The organism is candidate division WOR-3 bacterium (genome assembly GCA_011052815.1).
Lineage (GTDB): Bacteria > Hydrothermota > Tepidihabitantia > SM23-42 > SM23-42 > DRIG01.
The window spans coordinates 1-21,037 of sequence record DRIG01000040.1 but is presented as its reverse complement, the minus strand read 5'-3'; the positions used below and the strand labels follow the sequence as shown (position 1 = coordinate 21,037).

Here is a 21,037-nt window from a genome sequence, read left to right as displayed (position 1 = left end):
TAAATCCAAGGAGATCAGCAGCGCCGAGATTGATACAATAAGGCGTGAAATGTACAAAATCGCCCTATCTCTCGGTGGAACAATCACTGCTGAACACGGCATCGGACTTTCCAAGGCGCGGTATTTGACAATGGCATTGGATAGAAAACAGATCGATCTTATGCGAAGAATTAAAAAGATTTTCGACCCGAAAAATATTTTAAATCCAGGAAAGATTTTCAAAGAGTCTGATAAAGAGGAGGTTTAAATGAATTTAATCAAACTTGACAAATTACCGGGCCAGGATTCAATGCTGATTTTTCACGTCCTGGCAAGAATCGGTTATGAAGGATTGGTAATCGTTTCTCCCGGAGTCCCCCTGGCGAGTGTCGGTTATTTCCAGGATGCCGAAAAAGAGATCGACCTCGATTTCTGTAAGAAAGCAGGCATTTCAGTCATGCGTCGAGAAGTGGGCGGCGGAGCAACCTATCTTGACGGCAATCAGATATTCTATCAGATGATATGGAACAGAAAAAATCCGAAATTCCCCACTAATATCAAAAAGATATTCGAACTCCTATCCCAACCCCCCTGTGAAACTTACCGCAAATTCGGGATCAAAACCTCTTTCCGTGCTGAAAACGATATCGTGACGGACAAAGGCAAGAAGATCGCCGGAGAAGGAGGCGGAGATATCGGCGAATCCATGGTCTTTGTCGGTGGGATTCTTCTTGACTTTGATTACAGGACAATGAGTAAGGTCCTGAAGGTCCCCGATGAAAAATTCAGGGACAAAATATATAAAACAATGGAAGAGAATTTAACCACAATGAAACGGGAACTTGGAGAGATACCCCCAAGAGAAGAGATCAAAAAGGTGCTCATCGAGAGTTTTGAAAAACTGACCGGCAAACTTGAACCTGTCGAACTTGATAACGAAACAATAAGAAAGATGCGGGAATTGGAAAAGATATTCATGTCTGAAAAGTTCTTATTCAAAAAAACACCCCGCATTCCTGAAGGGGTTAAGATCAAAGAAGGTATTGACATCCTCTACGGCCTGTACAAAGCCAATGGAGGTTTGATAAGGACCGCTGAAGAAGTCGAAAACAAAAAGATACTGAAGGATATCGTGGTCTCCGGTGACTTTAACCTCTTTCCGAAAAACAGTCTCCAGGAAGTCGAAAATGTCCTGAAAAATAAGGAGTTTGATCGAAACACCATCCAGAAAGTAATCGAAGAAACTTATGAAAAGAATAAGATAGAATCCCCGGGGGTTGAACCCGAAGATATCGCAAAAACAATAATAGAAGCGAAATAATCCTTTTCATCGAGCTATTGACACGACAGAATTCCTGGCTATAATAAAAGACAAAAAACAGAAAGTATTGATGAAGCAGACGATGAAGGTAACTGAGTTTCTCGACGCAGGGGGGTGGATATCTGTTTACTCACATCTGAATTTCAGCCTTGAAATTGTTATTAAACAGAGGTAATTAAAAGGAGAAATATGATTAATTTGAAAAACGCCGACCCGACTTTTAAATGGGAGATAGCAAAACAAGAGGGCGGCAAGCAAATTCTCAAATGTTTCGGCTGCAGTGACTGTGCTGCAAGTTGTCCGGTGAGGTATTTTGATGAACGATACAATCCACGTAAGATCATCCGTCTTACGCTTCTCGGAATGAAGGACCAGGTGCTCTCCTCACCTTTTTTATGGTTCTGTGCTCATTGTCATGCCTGTACAGAACACTGTCCCCAGGGAATACCTGTGGCTGAGTTGATAAACGCAATCAAGAATTATGCGGTGGAAAACGGCTATTGTCCTGAGGGATATAAAATCCAGGTAGAATTACTCCAGAAGATGGGAAGACTCTATGAAGTAGAGGATTTTGACCTCAAGAAACGCCAAAAGATCGGACTGCCGCCCGTTGATAAGACAATCCCCGAAGTTGCGAAGATTTTAGAAAAAACCGGAATTCTGAACAAGGTGGGCAAATGAAGAAGTATGCATTATTCTTAGGCTGTACGGTTCCTGTGCGGGCTCAACATTATGAGCTGAGCGCCCGTAACACCGCCAAACAACTGGACATAGAGTTCGTCGATATGAACGGTGCATCCTGCTGTGGATTTCCGATCAAAGCCGTTGACGCCGAAACCGCACTCCTTATCGCAGCCCGAAATATATCGATTGCGAGTAAGATGGGACTAAATATCGTGACTTTGTGCAATTCCTGTACGGCAATGCTCAGCGACGCCCAGCTGGAACTGAAGAATAACCGCTTCTATAAAAAATTTAAGGAACTCGGGTTCACTTATCCTCAAGAGATTACCGTAAAACACTTTGTCAGAATGCTGTACGAAGATATAGGCGTAGAAAAGCTTAAAAAATCGGTGAAGGTTCCTTTAAACAATCTCAAAGTGATTTCTCATTACGGCTGCCACTATATGCGCCCTTCTTATCTCTATGGATTCGACAACCCTGAAGTTCCCCACACCTTTGATGAACTCGTTAATCTGACCGGTGCCAAATCCCTGCAGTACACGGACAAAAAAATGTGTTGCGGCGGCTCGGTACTGGGCATCGATGAAGGGCTTGCCGTAACGATGGCAAACCATAAACTGAATATCGCCGAGAGCAACGAAGCTGATGCACTGATCTCAATCTGCCCGTTCTGTACAGTGATGTATGAAGACAACCAGCGCAAGGCTGAAGAGAAATTTAATAAACAATACAATCTGCCCGTACTCTATTATCCTCAACTGCTCGGCCTCAGTTTCGGTCTTGATAAAAATGCAGTCGGGATACGATTCAACCGCGTGCGTCCTAATCTATTGCTTGAAAAGATAGGAGGTCAATAATGAGAGTATTGGTGTGCACGTGTAACAACAAAATAAAGTTACCTGATTTTGATCTCGGGCCTGATATCAATCTCGAAATGCACACAGATCTCTGTAAAAGAAAAGCGGCGATATCCCCCGACGAAAAAGTCGTGATCGCCGGATGCAGTCCCAGCTTGATGGAAGGACTCTTTCCCGACGTCAACGCGGAATTCGTGAATCTCCACGAACATATCGTCCTGATGGGCCATTCTATGGATAAAGCAAAAGATTTAATCGCTGCGGCGGTCGAAAAGATGAAAGCCCTCACCCCGATAAAGAGAAAGGTATTCAAAATAGAGAACAAGAACGCCTTGATAATCGGCGGTGGTATTGCAGGGATAGAAGTCGCTTCCCGTCTTTCAGAAAACGGACTTAACGCCACACTGATTGAAAAGGCGCCGTTTTTAGGAGGCACCGTGGCAAAACTGGACCGCCTCTACCCTGAGGGAACTCCGTACAGCCACACATTAATGCCCCAGATCGGAAAATTGATCTCCGGGAAAAACATCAATCTTTTCTTCAACACGGAAGTAAAAGAGATAAAAGGCTCTGTCGGCTCATATAAAATAATCCTTCAAACTCATTCACGCGGTGTCATAGAATGTACGAACTGCGGGAAATGCACTGAAGTCTGTCCGATTGAAATAAACGATGAAGGCAAAAAAAGAAAGGCAATCTATTATGTCCCGACCTTTCCCGACAAATATGCCATCGATTGGAAAAACTGCACAAAATGCGGAGAATGTCTGAAGGTCTGCGAAGGGAAGATTGAACTGGAAAACAAAATCTCGGAAAAGGAGATTACGGCGGGTGCCGTCGTTGTTGCCACCGGTCTTAATTATTATGACGCCTGTAATGTTGAAGAATACGGATATGGTCGTTATCCCGGCGTGATGACGACGCTTGAGTTCGAACGTGCGGTCACTTCAGAAGAACTAAAGCCCGAAAAAGTCGTTATCGTCTACTGCGTCGGCTCACGGGATTCAAAGCATCTGCCCTATTGTTCCAAAATCTGCTGTTTTCTCGGCTTAAAAGAGGCGAAATTGATCACTGATCGTCTTCCTCAAACTCAGGTCTATGTGGCGGCGATGGATATGCGCAGCAGCGGTACTTTTGAATATCTGTATAATAAATTGAGGGAACGTGGTGTAACCTTTATAAAAGGAAAACCTTCTGAGATATTACAGCGTAATGGAAAACTCGTGGTCAGATCTGAAGACCTCTACACAAATGAGTTGCTTGAAATCGAAGCCGATGCAGTGGTGTTAAGCACCGGTTTCACCCCTGATAAAGAGACGTTTGAAAAATTAGGAATCAAACTCAATGGTGATTTTCCGATACTCTTTGAAAATTCCTCTCTGGGTAATACTGACTTACCCCGGGGGATCTTCACAGCAGGTTCCGCCACTTTCCCCGCTGCGGTCCGTGACACACTCATCGACGCCCGCAAAGCGGCGTTCTCAGTCTTGTCGCTGTTAAAGCAGGATAAGATTGAAACACTCCAGCCTGTTGCCCGGGTTGATGAAGATCTCTGCAGTGTATGCCGGATGTGTATCGGCACCTGCGCCTACAACGCAATATCCATTGTGGACGACAAGATAAAAATCAATGAAGAGTTATGTATGGGCTGCGGAGTCTGTACGATAACCTGCCCTTCGTATGCGAGTCAGCTGGAAACATTCAACCCTGAGGCATTCAGCAGACAGATTAAATCACTGGTCAAGGAAGGCGATATTCTCGCCCTGCTGTGCCGCTGGTCGGCGTACAATGCCACGGATAAAGCGGCTTATGATAAATTCTCTTATCCGGAGAATGTGAAGATAATCCGTGTTCCGTGCAGTGGAGCGGTTGATCCCTCCCATGTAATGGACGCCCTGGATAAAGGCGCAAAAGGAGTACTCATCGGCGGTTGCTATCCTGATGCCTGTCATTATGCAAAGGGTAACTTCCGGGCCAAGGCACGCGAACAGGTTTTAAAGATGAATTTAGAATCAATGGGATTTGATAAAAATGTCGTAAGATTAGAATGGATTGGTAAAGATGAAGCGAATAAATTTGTAGAAATTGTCAAGGAGATGAATAAATGATGCATTCAAAACACCTGAAATACTTAAAGGTTCAGGCAATTCATTGTCATTCGTGTCCATTTGTGTCTTTAGAAAGGAGGAAATAAAATGGCGAAGCCATTAGTTGCATTTTACTGGTGTGCCTCGTGCGGCGGCTGTGAAGAAGCTGTTGTTGATCTTGCTGAAGATATTTTGAAAGTGGTTGATGCGGTCGATATTCGACTCTGGCCTGTGGCGCTCGATTTTAAACGTTCAGATGTAGAGGCAATGCCAGATAAATCATTTGCCGTAGCCTTTATCAATGGTGCAATTCGTACAGAAGAACAAGAAGAGATGGTGAAACTCCTCAGGCAAAAATCTCAACTGATCGTCGCCTTTGGTGCATGTTCTCATCTCGGTGGTATTCCCGGTCTTGCAAATATCGCGAATAAAAAAGAAATATTTGAAATGGCTTATAAATTGACCCGTTCGACCGCAAATCCTGATAACGTCTATCCCAAAACAGTCACTGAAATACCTCAGGGAAAACTCACCCTGCCGGAATTCTTCGACACGGTGAAGACTCTCGACCAAACCATTGAGACAGACTATTATCTTCCCGGATGCGCACCACCCCCTGATCTCATCATGAACGCGGTTACGGCAATACTGGAAGGCAAATTACCTCCAAAGGGCTCTGTGCTTACCGTGGATAAAGCTCTCTGTGAAACCTGCGAAAGGAATAAGACAAAACCTGATAAACTGGCGATCAAAGACATCAAACGGATATCTATGGTAAAAGCCGACCCGGAAAAATGTTTCCTTGCAGAAGGCATCATCTGCCTGGGACCTGCGACAAGAGGCGGCTGTGGAGAACGCTGTATCAACGCCAATATGCCCTGCCGCGGCTGTTTCGGACCGACCAAGGAAGTAAAAGATATGGGAGCAAAATTCCTGTCGAGCCTTGCTTCAATCATTGATGTGGATGATGAAAAAGAGATTGAAAAAATCGCTGAATCCGTGCTTGATCCCATCGGACTCTTCTATATGTACTCATTACCAAGTTCAATCCTAAAAAGAAAGAAAGGGGTTTAATATGTACAAAGAAATCAAGATAGATCCAATAACCCGTCTTGAAGGTCACGGCAAGATCGAAATCTTCCTCGATGAAAGCGGTAATGTAGCCCATGCCTGTCTTCAGGTTCCGGAATTACGCGGTTACGAAAGATTTGCTGTCGGACGACTCGCCGAAGAAATGCCCCGTATTACAGAAACAATCTGCGGTGTATGCCCCACTGCCCACCATACTGTCTCAGGTAAAACCCTTGATGACCTCTATGGTGTAGAACCTCCTCCTGCAGCGCGCAAAATAAGGGAGTTCATCTATAACGCCTTTATGTTCGAAGATCACAATCTCCACTTCTATTTCCTCGGCGGGCCGGATTTCATCGTAGGCCCTGACGCCCCCAAGGCCGAACGCAACATCCTCGGAGTCATCGCCAAAGTCGGACTGGACATCGGGAAAAAAGTCATCGATATAAGAAAACGTACACGCAATATTATTCAAACAATGGGCGGCCGTGTCGTCCACCCGGTCCACTGTCTGCCCGGCGGTGTTTCCAAGCCGATGACCAAAGAAATGCAGGAAGAATTCAAAAAGACCGCTGAAGATTCAGTCGAATTCGCAAAATTCAGCCTTCAGGCATTCGACGACATCGTCCTCAAAAATAAAGCGTATGTGGATCTGATTGTAGGCGACATCTATAAACACAAAACTTACTATATGGGACTCGTCGACGACAACAACAAAATCAATTTCTATGACGGATGGATTCGGGTGGTGGACCCCGACGGTAAGGAGTTCGCGAAATTCAAGGTCAAAGATTATCTCAACCATATTGCCGAAGGCGTTGAGTCATGGACATATATCAAATTCCCCTATCTCAAAAATGTCGGCTGGAAAGGATTTGTCGACGGAAAAGAGAGCGGCGTTTATCGCGTAGCACCGCTCGGCCGTCTCAATGCCTCAGACGGCATGGCGACTCCTCTGGCCCAGCAGTACTATGAGAAATTTTATGAGACACTCGGCGGTAAACCGGTACACAACACCCTGGCAACCCATTGGGCGCGATTAATTGAAGCCATGCAGGCGGCTGAAGCAATGGTGCAGCTGATCAATGACCCTGAAATTCTTGATCCCAATATCCGTAATATGGACTTCCAGATTCCCAAAGAAGGAATCGGTGTTATCGAGGCTCCAAGAGGAACTCTGTTCCACCATTATGAGACCGATGAAAACGGCCGTCTGACAAGAGCCAATCTCATCGTCGCGACTGTGAATAACTCCGCGGCGATCAATATGTCCGTGGAAAAAGCCGCCCGCAACCTGATAAAAGACGGCAAGGTCGACGACGGCCTTCTCAATATGGTTGAAATGGCGTTCCGCGCTTATGATCCCTGCCTTGCCTGCGCCACCCATACGATCAACGAACAATGGCCTATTCAGATTGACATCTACGATGCGAACCGCGTCTTGATTAACTCGATAACCAATACATAATAAGGAGATATTTGAAAAATCAAGCCCGCCGCAGAATGCGGCGGGTTGTCCTCTTGTTATGCGGAAAATTCTGATCTACGGTATCGGCAATCCTTACCGCTGTGACGATACGGTTGGATTGAAGATCGCTGAAATATTAAAAAAGACGATAAACCTCCCCGATATAACGATCAAGTCAGGCAGTATCGACGGAATGGCGATGCTCGAAGAACTCCGTGGTTATGACAAAGTATTTTTCGTCGATTCGATAAAAACAGAGCATGGTGTTCCGGGAGATATCTACAGGATACCGCTCGACCCACTGAAAAACACGATCTCACCCTGTGCATCGCATGGAATCGACTTCATCACCGCCGTAAAACTCGGCGAAAAATTCGGTTATAAACTGCCTGCAGATATTGTAATTTACGCCGTCGAGATCAAAGACAACAGCTCATTCTCTGAAGAATGCACAGAAGAGGTACAGAACAGCATCCCGGAATTGGTGAAAAAAATAAAAGAAGAATTAAAATTATGATCCGCGCGCTGATTGAAACCTCACTCATTGATTGGGACGGTAAACTCACAACCGTCGTATTCTTTGACAAATGTAACTTTATGTGTCCGTTCTGCCAGAACTGGGACCTGATATTAAATCCGGAAAAGTTTCCTGAAATCAAGTGGGAAGAAATAGAGAACAAACTTGATAAAAAAAGAGGCTGGATCGACGGAGTGGTTCTGACCGGCGGTGAACCGCTCGTTTATAAAAAAGAAGCAATTGATTTGTGTAAAAAGATAAAGAAGCTGGGATTAAAGGTCAAACTCGATACCAACGGTGCTTTTCCCCGGGCATTAGAAGAACTGATTGAACAAAATCTGCTCGATTATGTGGCTATGGACGTAAAGGCGCCGCTCAATCAGGCTTACTTCAAGGCGGCGGGAAAGAAGATCAACCTGGAACATATAAAAGATTCAATAGAGATATTGAAAAACAACCGTGTGGATTATGAATTCAGAACCACCTGTGTACCGGGCATCATCGATAAAAATGCGATCACCAAAATCGGCGAAGAAATCAAAGGAGCGAAAAAATGGGCACTCCAGGCATTCATCCCGGGAAACGCCTATAAAGAAGAATATCGTAAAGAACTCAACTCCGATTATCCCAAAAATTTGAAAGAATATCTTGAAATCGCCAGGGGATATGTAGCAAATACGATCCTGCGTGCAAAGATATAGTCCGTTCTTATTGACTTCAGCGCGATTTTAAATATACTTGACCGATGATTAATTTAATTATAAAATACGGAGGAGGTAAAAGATGGCGATGAAACCAGAAAAACAGCTTGAAATCATAAAAAACATCACTGCTGAAATAATTTCCGAGCAGGAATTATTAAAAAAACTTAAAAAGAAAAAGAACCTCAGGGTAAAACTTGGTATTGACCCATCGGGTCCGGAAATCCATCTTGGATTCAGCGTTGTTCTGAGAAAATTAAGACAATTCCAGGACCTGGGACACACCGCAGTGATGGTGGTCGGTGACTTCACCGGTATGATCGGAGACCCGACCGGTGTCTCCAAAACCCGTCCCAAACTCAGCCGGGAACAGATTAAAAAGTATATGGCAAAATACCGGGAACAGATATTTCGAATTCTTGACCCCAAAAGAACAGAATTCACATTCAACAGCAAGTGGCTCGGCTCATTGACGATGTACGATTTCATCGAACTGGCGTCAAAATACACCGTCGCGAGGATCCTTGAACGGGACGACTTTGACCAGCGTTTGAAACAGGGACAGCCGGTCTATATGCACGAAATTATCTACCCCCTGTGTCAGGGATATGATTCGGTCGCGATAAAAGCCGATGTCGAACTGGGTGGTACCGACCAGAAATTCAACCTGCTTGTCGGACGAGAATTGATGCGGGAATTCAAGATGGAACCCCAGGTCGTGGTAATGCTGCCTATTCTGGAAGGTACAGACGGGGTCAGAAAGATGAGTAAAAGTTTCGGAAACTATATCGGTATAACCGAATCACCCAAGAATATGTTCGGAAAGGTCATGTCAATCCCGGACGAGTTGATCATCAAATATTTCGAGCTCACGACCGACGCATTCCCCCATAAGATAGAGGAATATCGAGCGGCGCTCCATGAGGGTTCAGTCAATCCACGGGATGTAAAATTTGATCTTGCAAAAACCATTGTGCGAATGTATCACTCAGCAAAGGCAGCACAGAAGGCAGCGACGGAGTTTGAAAAGGTCTTTGCTCAGAAAAAATTACCCCGCGATATAAAAGAGGTCAAACTGAAACATACCCAGATCAATATCGTCGATTTACTCGTGGAGACAAAACTGATGGCTTCTCGCGGTGAGGCAAAGAGAAAAATCCGCGAAGGTGCGATAGATATCAATGGTGAGCGGGTAGAGGATATAAAAGAGACCGTAAAATTATCCAAACCCGTAGTCATCCGGGCAGGCAAACATAAGTTCCTTAAGGTCGTGAGGGGTTAAATCCCGACACAGCGCCGCACACTCATCTCAGTTTGACGACTTTCCTGGAGATTTCGCCTGTGTCAGTACTCACCCTGATGAAGTATACACCGGGCGCCAAAGCACGACCCGAATCATCATCACCATACCAGATGAGCGACCTGCTTGAACAGCGGGGAAAATCCTTCTTTAATCTACCCGCAGCATCGTAAATCCTGATATGTGTAACTCCCTGGGGAAGATAGATATTCAACATCCTGAAAAAAGGCACTGGAAATATCCGTAGACCGTCTTCCGCATCCTTGACGCCGTATTCTTCAACACCTGTCCTGATCAGACTCGTCGAAAAAACCCAGCAGCGCACTGGATTTTCGGTAAGACTCCCTTCTCCCATCACATAGGCTCCGGCATCCTTATCTTCAACATAGGTTATCCAGATTGAATCATCGATAACATAAGGAGCTGCCGTTGCATAATCTTCATCATAACACTCACCCGGCCCTGCCCCCGGACTGCGGGTATTGGTCAGATTCACATAATCAGACCAGGTCAAACCGCCGTCCGTAGAATAAGAACCGAAAATTTCACCATTGAAAAATCCCTGGGCTGAACAATCAACATACTCATCATTTCCGTGCCACAGACAGTATAAATAGCCGTCTGTTGTATCAACAACAAGCTGGGGTTGGTCCGCAGGTAATCGCCACGCGCCAGGATAATATCCCTGAACAGCTATCCACCATCCTCCTTGAGCAGGCGGCGAAAAATTCGGCGGGCTGCTCACGACGGTAATCGTGTCATGCACTTCATCCCAGTGGAAGATCTTGGATGCATTATAGTAGTATTCATCAGTCACCAACCTTCCGGACCAGACGATATGTAACTTATCGTTATGGTCAAATACCGCATTAACATTACAATATGCACGGATTGTATCTGAAGGTTGATAAGAAGTAAGATTAATATACGGACCCCAGGTTGCACCCCCGTCCTCAGAAACCATATACCATATATCATTATCCAGCTGACCACCGGCAATCGTGTCAGTAATGTATTGTGTATGTACAAAAACAACTCTCTGAGAACCGGGGTTACGGGATGCACGGACAAACTGACTCAGAGTAGCGCATGAATCAAAGGACTGGACGTAAACCCAGTTATTCCCCTGATCAGTGGAATAAAGTAAATGATGCTTATTTAAGTCTGTTTCTCCTGCTGCCACCACCATCATACTGTCTTTATAAGTAACAGCGATATAAGGCCAGTAAAGAGAATCAGATATCAGTACCGGTGATTGGTTCCACATCTGGACTGAAATTCCATTTAAATTATAGGTAATCGCCGGCTCTGTCGGCGATGATCGGAGTCCATCGACCTGAACAGAACTGCAATAATCCGGACTGACCTGGATCTGGCCGTAATATGTTCCATCGGGTAATCTTATGTTTGCGGCAATATATTTCACCACCTGACCGGGATAATCTTCATATGTCCAGAACAAATAAGCGAGGGAGTCTGAATCAAGTGAAATCCTCTGGCCGAACGATCCAAAAGATTGTAAATCATGGCAGGTCGTGCCGATTATATCACCCGGTGAAGCGAATATCATAGACAGCCCGGTCAACATCATAACATAATATCTATACATATAACCTCCTTATTCACTGTTAATATACAAACATATCGGGAAAACATCGTGAAACAAACGTGAAAAAGAGGTATTATTATTTACTTCTGCGCATCATCAGTGATTTATATAGAGCTGCGGTCTCTTCCTGCGGGAAAATTCTGAGCTCTTTCTTCAACCTTTTTTTAAGCTCCTTAAAATCTCTTTCCATCTCCTGGTATGCTCCGATACATACGTATGAAAGCATCAACCTGCGATGGTATTCCTCGTTGTAAAAATTCAATGACAGCAGTTTTTTGTACCAACCGACAGCATCTTTAAATTTGTGTTTTCTATAATAAAAATCGGCAAGCATAATAAGACAGTCTTCATAAAGGTTCTGATAATAACGGCGTAATTCCTCCACCCAGGGGTCATACCAACCAAATGCGAACCCCTGTTTATATATGGACAGTGCCTTCTGAAGATACACCTTCAATTTTGCATCGTCACTCTTTAGATTTTTACACAGTGCAACCAGATTTTGGAACCGCTCGATATCCAGTTCGACGGAAATCCCGGGAGATATCTGATATAAATCTTTTTTTACCGCGATTAAATCGGTTATGCCGATACCGGCTTTTTTGATTGCCTGACGGATATGCTGCCTTGCTTTACGCAAGTTGTATCTGGCGCTTTTATGAGAAGCATCAGGCCAGATCGCAGCGATCAATGAGTCAAAAACGACCTTTTCGTTCCTGTGCAGTAAAAGATAGAACAAGACCTTCTTCGCCTTGATTGTCTTCCAGGCATCTTCCGGGACTTCGTTGTCATCAATCAATATCCGCGGAGAGCCGAACAAGAATGCGTCTATCCAGTGGACGGCAAATCCGGATTTTCTGATAATGGAAGAGATATAAAATTTTTCGACACCGTGTTGTCTGAGCAACGGCAGCATCCATTTTTCCCGCTGCAATTCCTGTAGTAATAAATATTCATAACCCTTGAGTCGACTGAGGGATACCGCCGTTTCCAGAGCGGACAGAGCTTTTTTCGTCTTCCCTGAAATATAATATACCTTACTTATCTGGAGATTGATCAGAAAAGAATTAAAAATCTGTTCAGCCCGACGGGCTACTTCCAGACTTCTTTTCAAAATTTTTTCAGCATCATCGAACCTATTCTGGGTGGTCTTCAAATTTGCTTCCGCCAGCATTATCGGAATGGCATCCGGGTCATCTTTATTTTTTCTGAACCACCGGATCGCGGCGAGATTCTTCTCCGCCTCGGACAGTTCACCCAGAGATGTGTTTATCTTCACCAGTTCATTGAGTGCCGTAATGACAAGTCTTATGATACCGAGTTTTTCATAAACATCCAATGCCTTGATAATAAACTTCTTTGCTTTCTTGAAGTCATTCAACTCCTGATAATATACAGCATATCCCTTCCAGATTGCAGCCAAGGACCAGAGGTCATTATAGGCATTACATATTTTGCTGCCGTCCTCAAGTATTGTACGTGCCTCCTCTTTGTTTCCAAGCAGTAAACTCAGTCTTGAAGCATTGAAGAATCCGGCACCGCAATGCGGAGAAAAATGTTTCTTCAACAGTTTGACTATCCTGGACAACTTCAAGTAAGATTGATGTAAATCACCCCTTTTCCATTCATTCAAAGCCCAATTATTAAGGATACTCGCCTCAAGTGTCCGGTATCTATTCTTTTGAACCATCTCCAGCGCCCTTTCAAAATATGTTCTCGCCTTCAACAAATTCTTACCACCGATCCGGGTATATACCAGCCCGAGTGAATTCAAAATCGCTGCTTTGGTAAAGCTTGAACCCCTGGGGCATAGCTCAAGTGCCTTTCTGAACCACTTTTTTGCAACGGAGAATCTGTTCTGGTTTAAACTTAAACCACCCAGTTCATACATGGTATCGGCATACTCAAGACGGAATTTCTTTTTACCTCTCAATTTCTTCATGGCGCGCAAATAATTGTTCTTTGCCTCATCCGACCGCCCCAGATGAATCAATGACTGGGCGTAAATCTTAAGAAGTATGGGGTAGTCGTTCCGTATCGACATCGGTATCTGTTCGATATAAGAATTCAAAACCCCGCTCCTGCCCTGCTCGATCTGATAAAACCCGATTTTCTTGATGATCGACACGGCACGTCTGTATGCCTGAGCCTTAAAATAAAACTTAAGGGCCTCTTCCAACATACCCCTCCGTGAATAAAAATCCCCGGCGCGGCGGCATATTCTCCTCTCCCGCTCGACATCAGTAAACCTACTGTACAAGAAATCTTTAAAAAGATTGTGAAATCTGTAATTGCGGTCCGGCGTTCTCACCAGGAATGCATTTCTCTCCAGCAAACCGGCGAGGATACGGGCTGAATCACTCCTGTTGGTAACCGCATCACATAAATCAGAATTCAACCACTCAAGAACCGAACAATCTATCAAAAAACGTTGGACTTCTTTTGATTCGCGGCTGAAAATCTCCTGGGCGAAGTAATTGAAGAGATTCAACTGTGTTTGGTGATAGCTCTCCAGGATTCTTCTTACATAGCCTGAAGATTTAATGCCTTCAAGATAGTCAGATGACTGAATCATCAACCGCAGGCTCGTGGGCCAACCTTCTGAATGTTCTTCAATCCTCTTGACTTCTTTCTCTTTTAAAGAAATGGCGAAAATTTCTTTGAAAAACTGCATGATCTCATCCCGGCTGAACCTCAGATGTTGATTCTTCAACTCAAGTATCTCATCACGCGCCCTGAATCCTGATAAAGAAAATAATGGCTTGGTCCTTGTCGTTATGATAAAATGGAGATGAGCGGGCTGATGTTCCAGTAAATAGAAGATGATCTTATCGATCTGGGTCGAGTCTCCCAAACGATGGTAATCTTCCAGAATTATGTACAATTCTCTATCTACATGAGCCATAATTTCATTTATAAAGGTACCGACTATTATCTCCAGATATTTATCAGGGGAATTAAAAAAATGGCTTAAATGCTTGAGCCGACTTCCGAAAGCGGGGAAGATCCTCTTTATACCAGCGATCAGATATGAAAAGAATACCGCCGGTTCTGCATCGCTCTCTTCAAGATGGTAATAGACATAAGAAAACTTTTTGAATAAAATAAGCTGCGCCAGAAGGGTGGTCTTACCATATCCTGCACCGGCACACAGCAAGATTATTTTTTTATTCATATTGTCGGATATTAAATCAAGCAGATGGCGCCGTTTCAAAGTTCTGGTTCCAACCTGCGGTGCCTGAATCTTACTTAGAACAACCAGATTATCCCGCCCCTTCATCATATCTAAATATAGCAAAGAAAATTTATACTGTCAAGAAAATCTTATAGAATCTGAAGACGTTGACTTTTATAGTTCTTTTATTATAATCATATAATGAAGGTCGATGTTTCAATTCCCTCCACAAAACTCGATTTCCTGACATATCACTCACAGGAAAATTTACAGATCGGTGACCTGGTTCTGGTTCCTCTCAGAAACGAATTTAAGCATGGAATCGTCGTCAATATAAATTCAACAAGGGATATCCCCCATATTAAAGAGATAAAGGAAATCGTCAGCAGGAATTTCATCCCCCGCCATCTTCTCAAATTATATAAATGGATGGCGGATTACTACCTTGTTACGCTCGGCGAAACACTCCGCCTCGCCGTACCTTCAAAATTTCTGAAAAGATACACTCATATCAAAGGATCTTCACCACGATATGAAACCGTAAGCGCTCCGAAACCGACCCATTACCAGAATAATGCAATCCGACGGGTACTGGACGCCCTCAAAGAAAATACCTTCAAAACATTTCTTTTATACGGAATAACAGGCAGCGGTAAAACAGAAGTGTATCTCCGTTGTGTTGAAGCGGTAATTAAAAACCGCGGCAGCGCTTTAATCCTCGTTCCTGAAATTTCAATGACCCCGCTTCTGTTCAACAGATTCAAAGAAAGATTCAACGGTGATGTCATCACCATTCACTCTTCACTGACCGATAAAGAACGAAGAAAAATCTGGTATTCGATCAGGAATGGAGAATATCGAATTATCATAGGCCCGAGATCAACGATATTCATTCCGATACCCGATCTGAAAATAATAATCGTCGATGAAGAACATGACCATTCATATAAAGAACATGAACGTATGCCGCACTATAATGCCCGCGATGTAGCGGTTATGCGTGGCAGGTTCGAAAAGGCTGTTGTAATACTGGGAAGTGCAACACCCCAGATTGAATCTTATTATAACGCCGGCATAGGTAAATACCAGCTTATCACCCTGAAGGAAAGGATTGACAACAAAACCCTGCCCGAGGTTGAAATCATCGATTTGAAAAAAGAAACGAAAAAATTCCTCTCAAACCGTTTAGAATCGGAGATCATCACCAGGGTGAAGAATAATGAACAGGTTATAATCTTTCTGAATCGTCGGGGTTTTTCTCCGAATCTGATATGCCCTTCCTGCGGTTACATCGCGAAATGCCCCTATTGCGGCCTCCCTTTAGTATATCACAAACCGCAGAAAGGTCAGAACGCCCTGCTGTCCTGCCATATCTGCAGTTATAGAACAAAAAAAATAAGCATCTGTCCCAAATGCCACCGCAGCACTCTTCTGTATCGCGGAGCAGGGACACAAAGGATCGAAGAGATAATACACAAAATCCTCTCTGATATAGACCCAGCCGGTAAAACAAAAACGCAAAAAACATCCGTGCTGAGATTGGACCGCGACATCGCAAGAAAAAAAGGACACGCCGAGCACATTCTCAAGACCTTTGAAAAAGGCGAAGCCAGGGTCCTTCTCGGTACCCAACTCGTAACAAAAGGATTCGATTTTCCCGAAGTGACCCTTGTCGGTATTATCAACGCCGACATTATCCTGAATCTACCGGATTTCCGCAGCAGTGAAAAAACATTCCAAATACTCACTCAGGTGGCGGGAAGATCAGGAAGAGGTAAGAAACCGGGGAAGGTCATCATGCAGACATACCATCCCGAACAGTACGCCATCCTCTTCAGCCAGTTACAGAATTATCCGAAATTCTATGCTCAGGAGATGAAATACAGAAAAGAATTGAATTTCCCTCCTTTTTCAAAATTGATCCTCATCAGATTAAAAGGAAAGAATGAAGATACCGTGTGGCAGGAAGCGGAAAAACTGACTGAAATTCTGAAAAGGATGAAAGGAATTCAGATATTTGGACCAAATCGTTCTTTTTATTATAAAATAAGAAAGATCTATCGGGTTTTCATTCTGCTGAAGGTACCCAAAAATTTCAAGCAGAGAAGACTCCGCTTCTTAACCGCCTATAGACCTAAGGATTGTACACTGGAGATCGATGTAGACCCGCTCGAGGTCTTGTAAATCCCTGTTTTTTATCTATCAACCATTGTCCCGGCAGACATTAAATACTAAAAGATTGATTTCAATATGATGTGTAAATCCGTAATAATCGACTGATTCTTCAGATAATAAAGATTATAATAATCTTTCTCACTTTTGGTTAATGCTTTTTTCTTCTCCTTTGATTTCAGTTGCACGATCCCGGTCAAGCCCGGTTTATATACTGTGTGATATCTGGACGATTCAAAATCAAGGATCTCGGAACCGACGATACTCAGCTTTCCTCTGAAGACGGCGAAGAACAACGGAATCTTCCGTAAAAAACCAAGTCCACCCTTGAAAACACTGACTGTAATCGGCTCTCCCATATAACCGATGATCTTTTTTCTGATCAACCGACCTCCGACGACGAAATTAATCAAAAGCAGCGGTGAGGTTACAAGAATAATCAAAGAAGAAACAAAGATATCAAAAATCCTCTTCACCATTAAATCAAGGGGACCTGCAATACCCTGAAAATCAAGCAAGGGTACGGTATCTATTTCATCCACTGATGATTTGGCGACGATGTACTCAAGTTTATGGGGAACAATCCGAAAGTTCACTCCGCTTCCCTGAGCGAGAATAATCGTCTCCAGAATTTGGGCGTTGGTCAATCGATCCGAAGAAAAAATCACATCGTTGATCTTATCCACCCGGATGACTTCTTTTATGTTGTCGATAGTTGCAAGCACTTCGGCGCCGTCGATCGTCTTTCCAACACTTTGGGGGTCGAAATCGACAAAGCCGCATATCTCATAATGCATATCAGGTCGTTCCTGAAGTTTCTTCAATATTCTTTTGCCTTCTTTCCCTGCTCCGATGATTATCGCTCTCCTCAATTTCGAGAGCGGACTCTTTTTGGAAAGCGGACCTGCCATCCGATAAATCACGCGCCACAGACTGAGTAAAAAAACAATCAACACAAATGAAATCAAAACAACCACACGGGAGTAGGCGAATTGTTTGAAAAAATATGTAAAAGTGGAGTTGATCAACAACCCCAAAATTCCACATCCCAGAATCGGTTTTAAATGATATCTTGCTTTTCTATAATACGCTCCGGACAGATAAACGCAGATGAACCATATGAAAACATAAACAGGAAAGACAATACGAAATTTTTCGAGGGGATAGTGAGGCAGCCAGATTTTGATCGCCAGAAAGATACTGAGTACGATCAAAGAAAAGTCTATCAGAGGTGAAGCCACATTCTTCAGTGCCCGCCAGAGATAAGAAACAAACGCCTGAGTGTAGATGCCGAGTGCAAGGAGGGTGCGCATAACGATTGAATATTGATTTTTGAAGTGTTTATTCGCGAAGATCAACATCGCCGAATAAAAATTTGATACAAACGAAAACTCACCTTTCTTCGTACTTTCACCTTTATAATGAATCGCTTTTGTCTCGGGAAGGTAAAAAATCTTATAGCCTTCTTTTTTTATCCGATAACAGAGATCCACATCCTCACCATACATAAAATAATCTTCATCAAAATAATTGATACGCTCAAGAACTTCTCTCCGCACAAGCATCAGGGAACCCGGAAGAACATCAACCTCAGTCTCGATATTAGGATCGAGATAAGTCATATTGTATCTCCCGAATAATCTGCTTCGAGGAAAAATTTTGCTTAAACCGATAATCCGTGTAAAAGCGACCCAGGGCGTCGGCAGACTCCGTCGACTCGTAACTTGAAAAGAACCATCCGGATTCAAAAGTTTACAGCCGACCGCCCCTGCCTCAGAATGCATATCCAGAAAATTCTTTAGAATCAACAAGGTATCCTCTTGAATCAATGTATCAGGATTCAAAATAAGCACATACTTTCCCTTACAGAGACGCAATGCTTGATTATTGGCTCTGGAAAAACCAACGTTCTTTTTATTCTCAATTAGATGTACTTTTGGGAACTTCTTTTTGACCATCGATTGGCTGCCGTCGACCGAAGCGTTGTCAACCACGAATATTTCGAGATCAAGACTATGCCTTGCTTTTTCAACCGCCATCAGGCACTGTTCGAGAAATGCCTTGACATTATAATTAACAATTACAACGGAAATATCGATCTTCATCAGCAGTAATTATAGAGCTTTTTCTTCTATTGTCAATAAAAGTACTACTGACTTTATCATCACTTTATAAGATAGAGATATATTCGATCTTCAGGCAGGCAGGCTTCCATCTCCCATCCTTCGAATGTCCAGACATAAGAAACAACACGGGTGCCCTTTTTCAATTCACGCAACAACTTCTTTTTCAAGCGTTGATTTGTCGGTTGGTATAAAAAAACCACGACGACGGTGGCATCACTTATATCCTTTTTAAAAAAATTGCCGAATCTCACCTTTACCCTCTTCCTCGCTCCGGAGAGGAGAATAATCAACTGCGAAAAGAGATAGCGAAAAGGGTCTATTTCAATGCCCACTGCTTTCGCCCCGAATCTATTCGCGGCGGCCAAAATCAGTCTGCCATCTCCGCTGCCCAGATCATAAACTATATCATCCTCGCTGACATCTGCGAGATCCAGCATCTTATAAACCCTGGACATCGGTGTCGGGTCATAACCGGCGCCAAATATCAATGCCCAGTATTTCCATATTACATAGCCGACAAAAACAACAGCCAGGATCAAAAGGACCTGCATTATTTAAGCAGTTTCATCTCTTAAGATGTTTCTCAATGAATTTTAATATAAATTCCAATCTTTTTTCTCTGCGGCGTGGTGAACCGTGTCGTGACAAACCGTGCGGTTCCAGAGGAAAACGCACCATCTCGACATCACGTTTGAGTAATTTAAGTGCGACAAAGAGCTCTTCGGCCTGGCTTATCGGACACCGATGGTCCTGTTCACTGTGGATTATCAAAAGAGGGGTTTTCATTCTTGTAACATATTTGATCGGCGACATATTCCAGTAAAAGTCAAAATTCTTATTCCGCCACCAGAAACCTTTGAATTCCTTGGGAAGAGCGAACCCGAAGTCCGAGCAGAAAAAGGAAAGCATATTAACAACGCTTCTCATCGTCACGGCCGCTTTAAAGATATCTGTGTGGCCGATAAGCCAGTTCGTCATAAACCCGCCGTAGCTGCCGCCCATCACCCCCATTCTTTTTTTATCGATATATTTACGGCGGCTGAGTAAATGAACCGCTTTCATAATATCCTTTGTATCGGGAATACCCCAGCGGTTATGCAACTCCTTCGCAAATTTCTCTCCATAACCGACACTGCCGTGGGGGTTCGAATAAAAAACAATATAGCCCTTTGCGGCGAGCACCTGGAATTCATGGAAGAAAGAATTCCCGTATGCTGCATGTGGCCCGCCGTGGATCTGGACGATCAGCGGATATCTCTTCTTTCGATTGAACCCAGGTGGTTTCAACAACCATCCCTGTATTCTTCTTCCTTTATATCCTTCAAACCACAGCTCTTCTGGTTTGGGGATTCTGTGCATACTGAAATATCTTTTGTTGATACCGGTCAACTGTTTACGTTTTCCACTTTTTATTAAATAGAGATTACCCGGATCCACAACATTGCTGCTTGCAACGGCAAAAGTATCCTTACCGTCATAATCAAAGGCATAAATAACCTCATCACCTTCTGTAACCTTGCTAATGCTGCGTTCCTTCACATCAACGGCGTAAAGATTCACATTACCGCGGTCAAGAAGAGGATAGTATATAAATCTTCCATCATCAGAGAATTTAAGAAAATCATCTGCATAATGGCCTGAATCATCAACCGTGTAAGCATCGAAACTTCGATCAAAAGAAGCCGTTATATTCACAACTTTAGCCTTATCAACGGAAGCCAACCAGAGGTACTTATTACGCCAACCGACCCAATGTTCCGGATATCTCCTTCCGATATAGGCGATGTATTTACCGTCCGGAGAAAAAACAGGTGCTCTTTTCGGTCCCGCCGGTGTCTTGATCTTCCTCTCCTCTTTGCCATCAATGTCAACCACAAAGATATCCAGATAAAGCATCTTCTCAACCCGGTCTTTTTGTCGATTCGAGATGAAAACAATCTTTTTACCATCCGAAGATATTGCGGGCTCCT

The 21,037-nt window shown here is 43.6% G+C and carries 16 protein-coding genes; 11 read left to right on the top strand and 5 right to left on the bottom strand.

Annotation, left to right across the window (positions count from 1 at the left end; genetic code table 11):
• The 10 genes from ENI34_03905 to ENI34_03860 form a co-directional block, all read left to right on the top strand.
• A partial coding sequence (locus tag ENI34_03905) for a glycolate oxidase subunit GlcD (protein ID HEC78271.1) occupies positions 1-247 on the top strand: 247 nt, incomplete at its 5' end.
• Complete coding sequence (locus ENI34_03900; GenBank protein HEC78270.1) at positions 248-1,300, top strand: lipoate--protein ligase family protein; 1,053 nt, start codon at positions 248-250, stop codon at positions 1,298-1,300.
• A 189-nt stretch (positions 1,301-1,489) separates the two neighbouring features.
• On the top strand, positions 1,490-1,981 hold the full coding sequence (locus tag ENI34_03895) for a 4Fe-4S dicluster domain-containing protein (protein ID HEC78269.1): 492 nt from the start codon (positions 1,490-1,492) through the stop codon (positions 1,979-1,981).
• Complete coding sequence (locus ENI34_03890; GenBank protein ID HEC78268.1) at positions 1,978-2,841, top strand: CoB--CoM heterodisulfide reductase subunit B; 864 nt, start codon at positions 1,978-1,980, stop codon at positions 2,839-2,841. The genes ENI34_03895 and ENI34_03890 overlap by 4 nt, the downstream gene beginning before the upstream one ends.
• Positions 2,841-4,949 (top strand): hydrogenase iron-sulfur subunit, encoded by a 2,109-nt coding sequence (locus tag ENI34_03885; GenBank protein HEC78267.1) that lies wholly within the window; start codon positions 2,841-2,843, stop codon positions 4,947-4,949. Before ENI34_03890 ends, ENI34_03885 begins: the two co-directional genes overlap by 1 nt.
• An 87-nt stretch (positions 4,950-5,036) precedes the next feature.
• Positions 5,037-6,002, top strand: coding sequence for an oxidoreductase (locus tag ENI34_03880; protein HEC78266.1), 966 nt, complete (start codon positions 5,037-5,039; stop codon positions 6,000-6,002).
• Between the two features lies 1 nt (position 6,003).
• Positions 6,004-7,467, top strand: a complete 1,464-nt coding sequence (locus ENI34_03875) for a Ni/Fe hydrogenase subunit alpha (GenBank protein ID HEC78265.1) — start codon at positions 6,004-6,006, stop codon at positions 7,465-7,467.
• Between the two features lie 58 nt (positions 7,468-7,525).
• A complete protein-coding gene (locus tag ENI34_03870; protein ID HEC78264.1) occupies positions 7,526-7,984 on the top strand; it encodes a hydrogenase maturation protease in 459 nt (152 codons plus the stop codon).
• The gene (locus tag ENI34_03865; GenBank protein HEC78263.1) at positions 7,915-8,685 is read left to right on the top strand and encodes an anaerobic ribonucleoside-triphosphate reductase activating protein; all 771 of its coding nucleotides are present in this window, start codon (positions 7,915-7,917) and stop codon (positions 8,683-8,685) included. The genes ENI34_03870 and ENI34_03865 overlap by 70 nt, the downstream gene beginning before the upstream one ends.
• 88 nt (positions 8,686-8,773) lie before the next feature.
• Positions 8,774-9,967 carry a tyrosine--tRNA ligase gene (locus ENI34_03860; GenBank protein HEC78262.1) on the top strand — a complete coding sequence of 398 codons (1,194 nt, stop codon included), beginning with the start codon at positions 8,774-8,776 and terminating at the stop codon, positions 9,965-9,967.
• A gap of 22 nt (positions 9,968-9,989) precedes the next feature.
• On the opposite strand, the gene ENI34_03855 is transcribed toward ENI34_03860, so the two are convergent.
• Both ENI34_03855 and ENI34_03850 read right to left on the bottom strand, forming a co-directional pair.
• Positions 9,990-11,594 carry a T9SS type A sorting domain-containing protein gene (locus tag ENI34_03855; GenBank protein HEC78261.1) on the bottom strand — a complete coding sequence of 535 codons (1,605 nt, stop codon included), beginning with the start codon at positions 11,592-11,594 and terminating at the stop codon, positions 9,990-9,992.
• 76 nt (positions 11,595-11,670) lie between these two features.
• Positions 11,671-14,877: a hypothetical protein gene (locus ENI34_03850; GenBank protein HEC78260.1), complete on the bottom strand. Its 3,207-nt coding sequence runs from the start codon at positions 14,875-14,877 to the stop codon at positions 11,671-11,673.
• A gap of 93 nt (positions 14,878-14,970) precedes the next feature.
• On the opposite strand from ENI34_03850, the gene priA reads away from it, so the two are divergent.
• The gene (gene priA / locus ENI34_03845) at positions 14,971-16,953 is read left to right on the top strand and encodes a primosomal protein N' (GenBank protein HEC78259.1); all 1,983 of its coding nucleotides are present in this window, start codon (positions 14,971-14,973) and stop codon (positions 16,951-16,953) included.
• 47 nt (positions 16,954-17,000) lie between these two features.
• Here priA and ENI34_03840 read toward each other — a convergent pair whose 3' ends face one another.
• From ENI34_03840 to ENI34_03830, 3 genes are all read right to left on the bottom strand, one after another.
• Positions 17,001-19,046, bottom strand: a complete 2,046-nt coding sequence (locus ENI34_03840; GenBank protein HEC78258.1) for a glycosyltransferase — start codon at positions 19,044-19,046, stop codon at positions 17,001-17,003.
• 59 nt (positions 19,047-19,105) lie between these two features.
• Positions 19,106-19,522, bottom strand: a complete 417-nt coding sequence (locus ENI34_03835; protein ID HEC78257.1) for an SAM-dependent methyltransferase — start codon at positions 19,520-19,522, stop codon at positions 19,106-19,108.
• Positions 19,523-19,631: 109 nt separating this feature from the next.
• The coding region (locus tag ENI34_03830) for a S9 family peptidase (protein ID HEC78256.1) at positions 19,632-21,037 on the bottom strand (1,406 nt) is incomplete at its 5' end.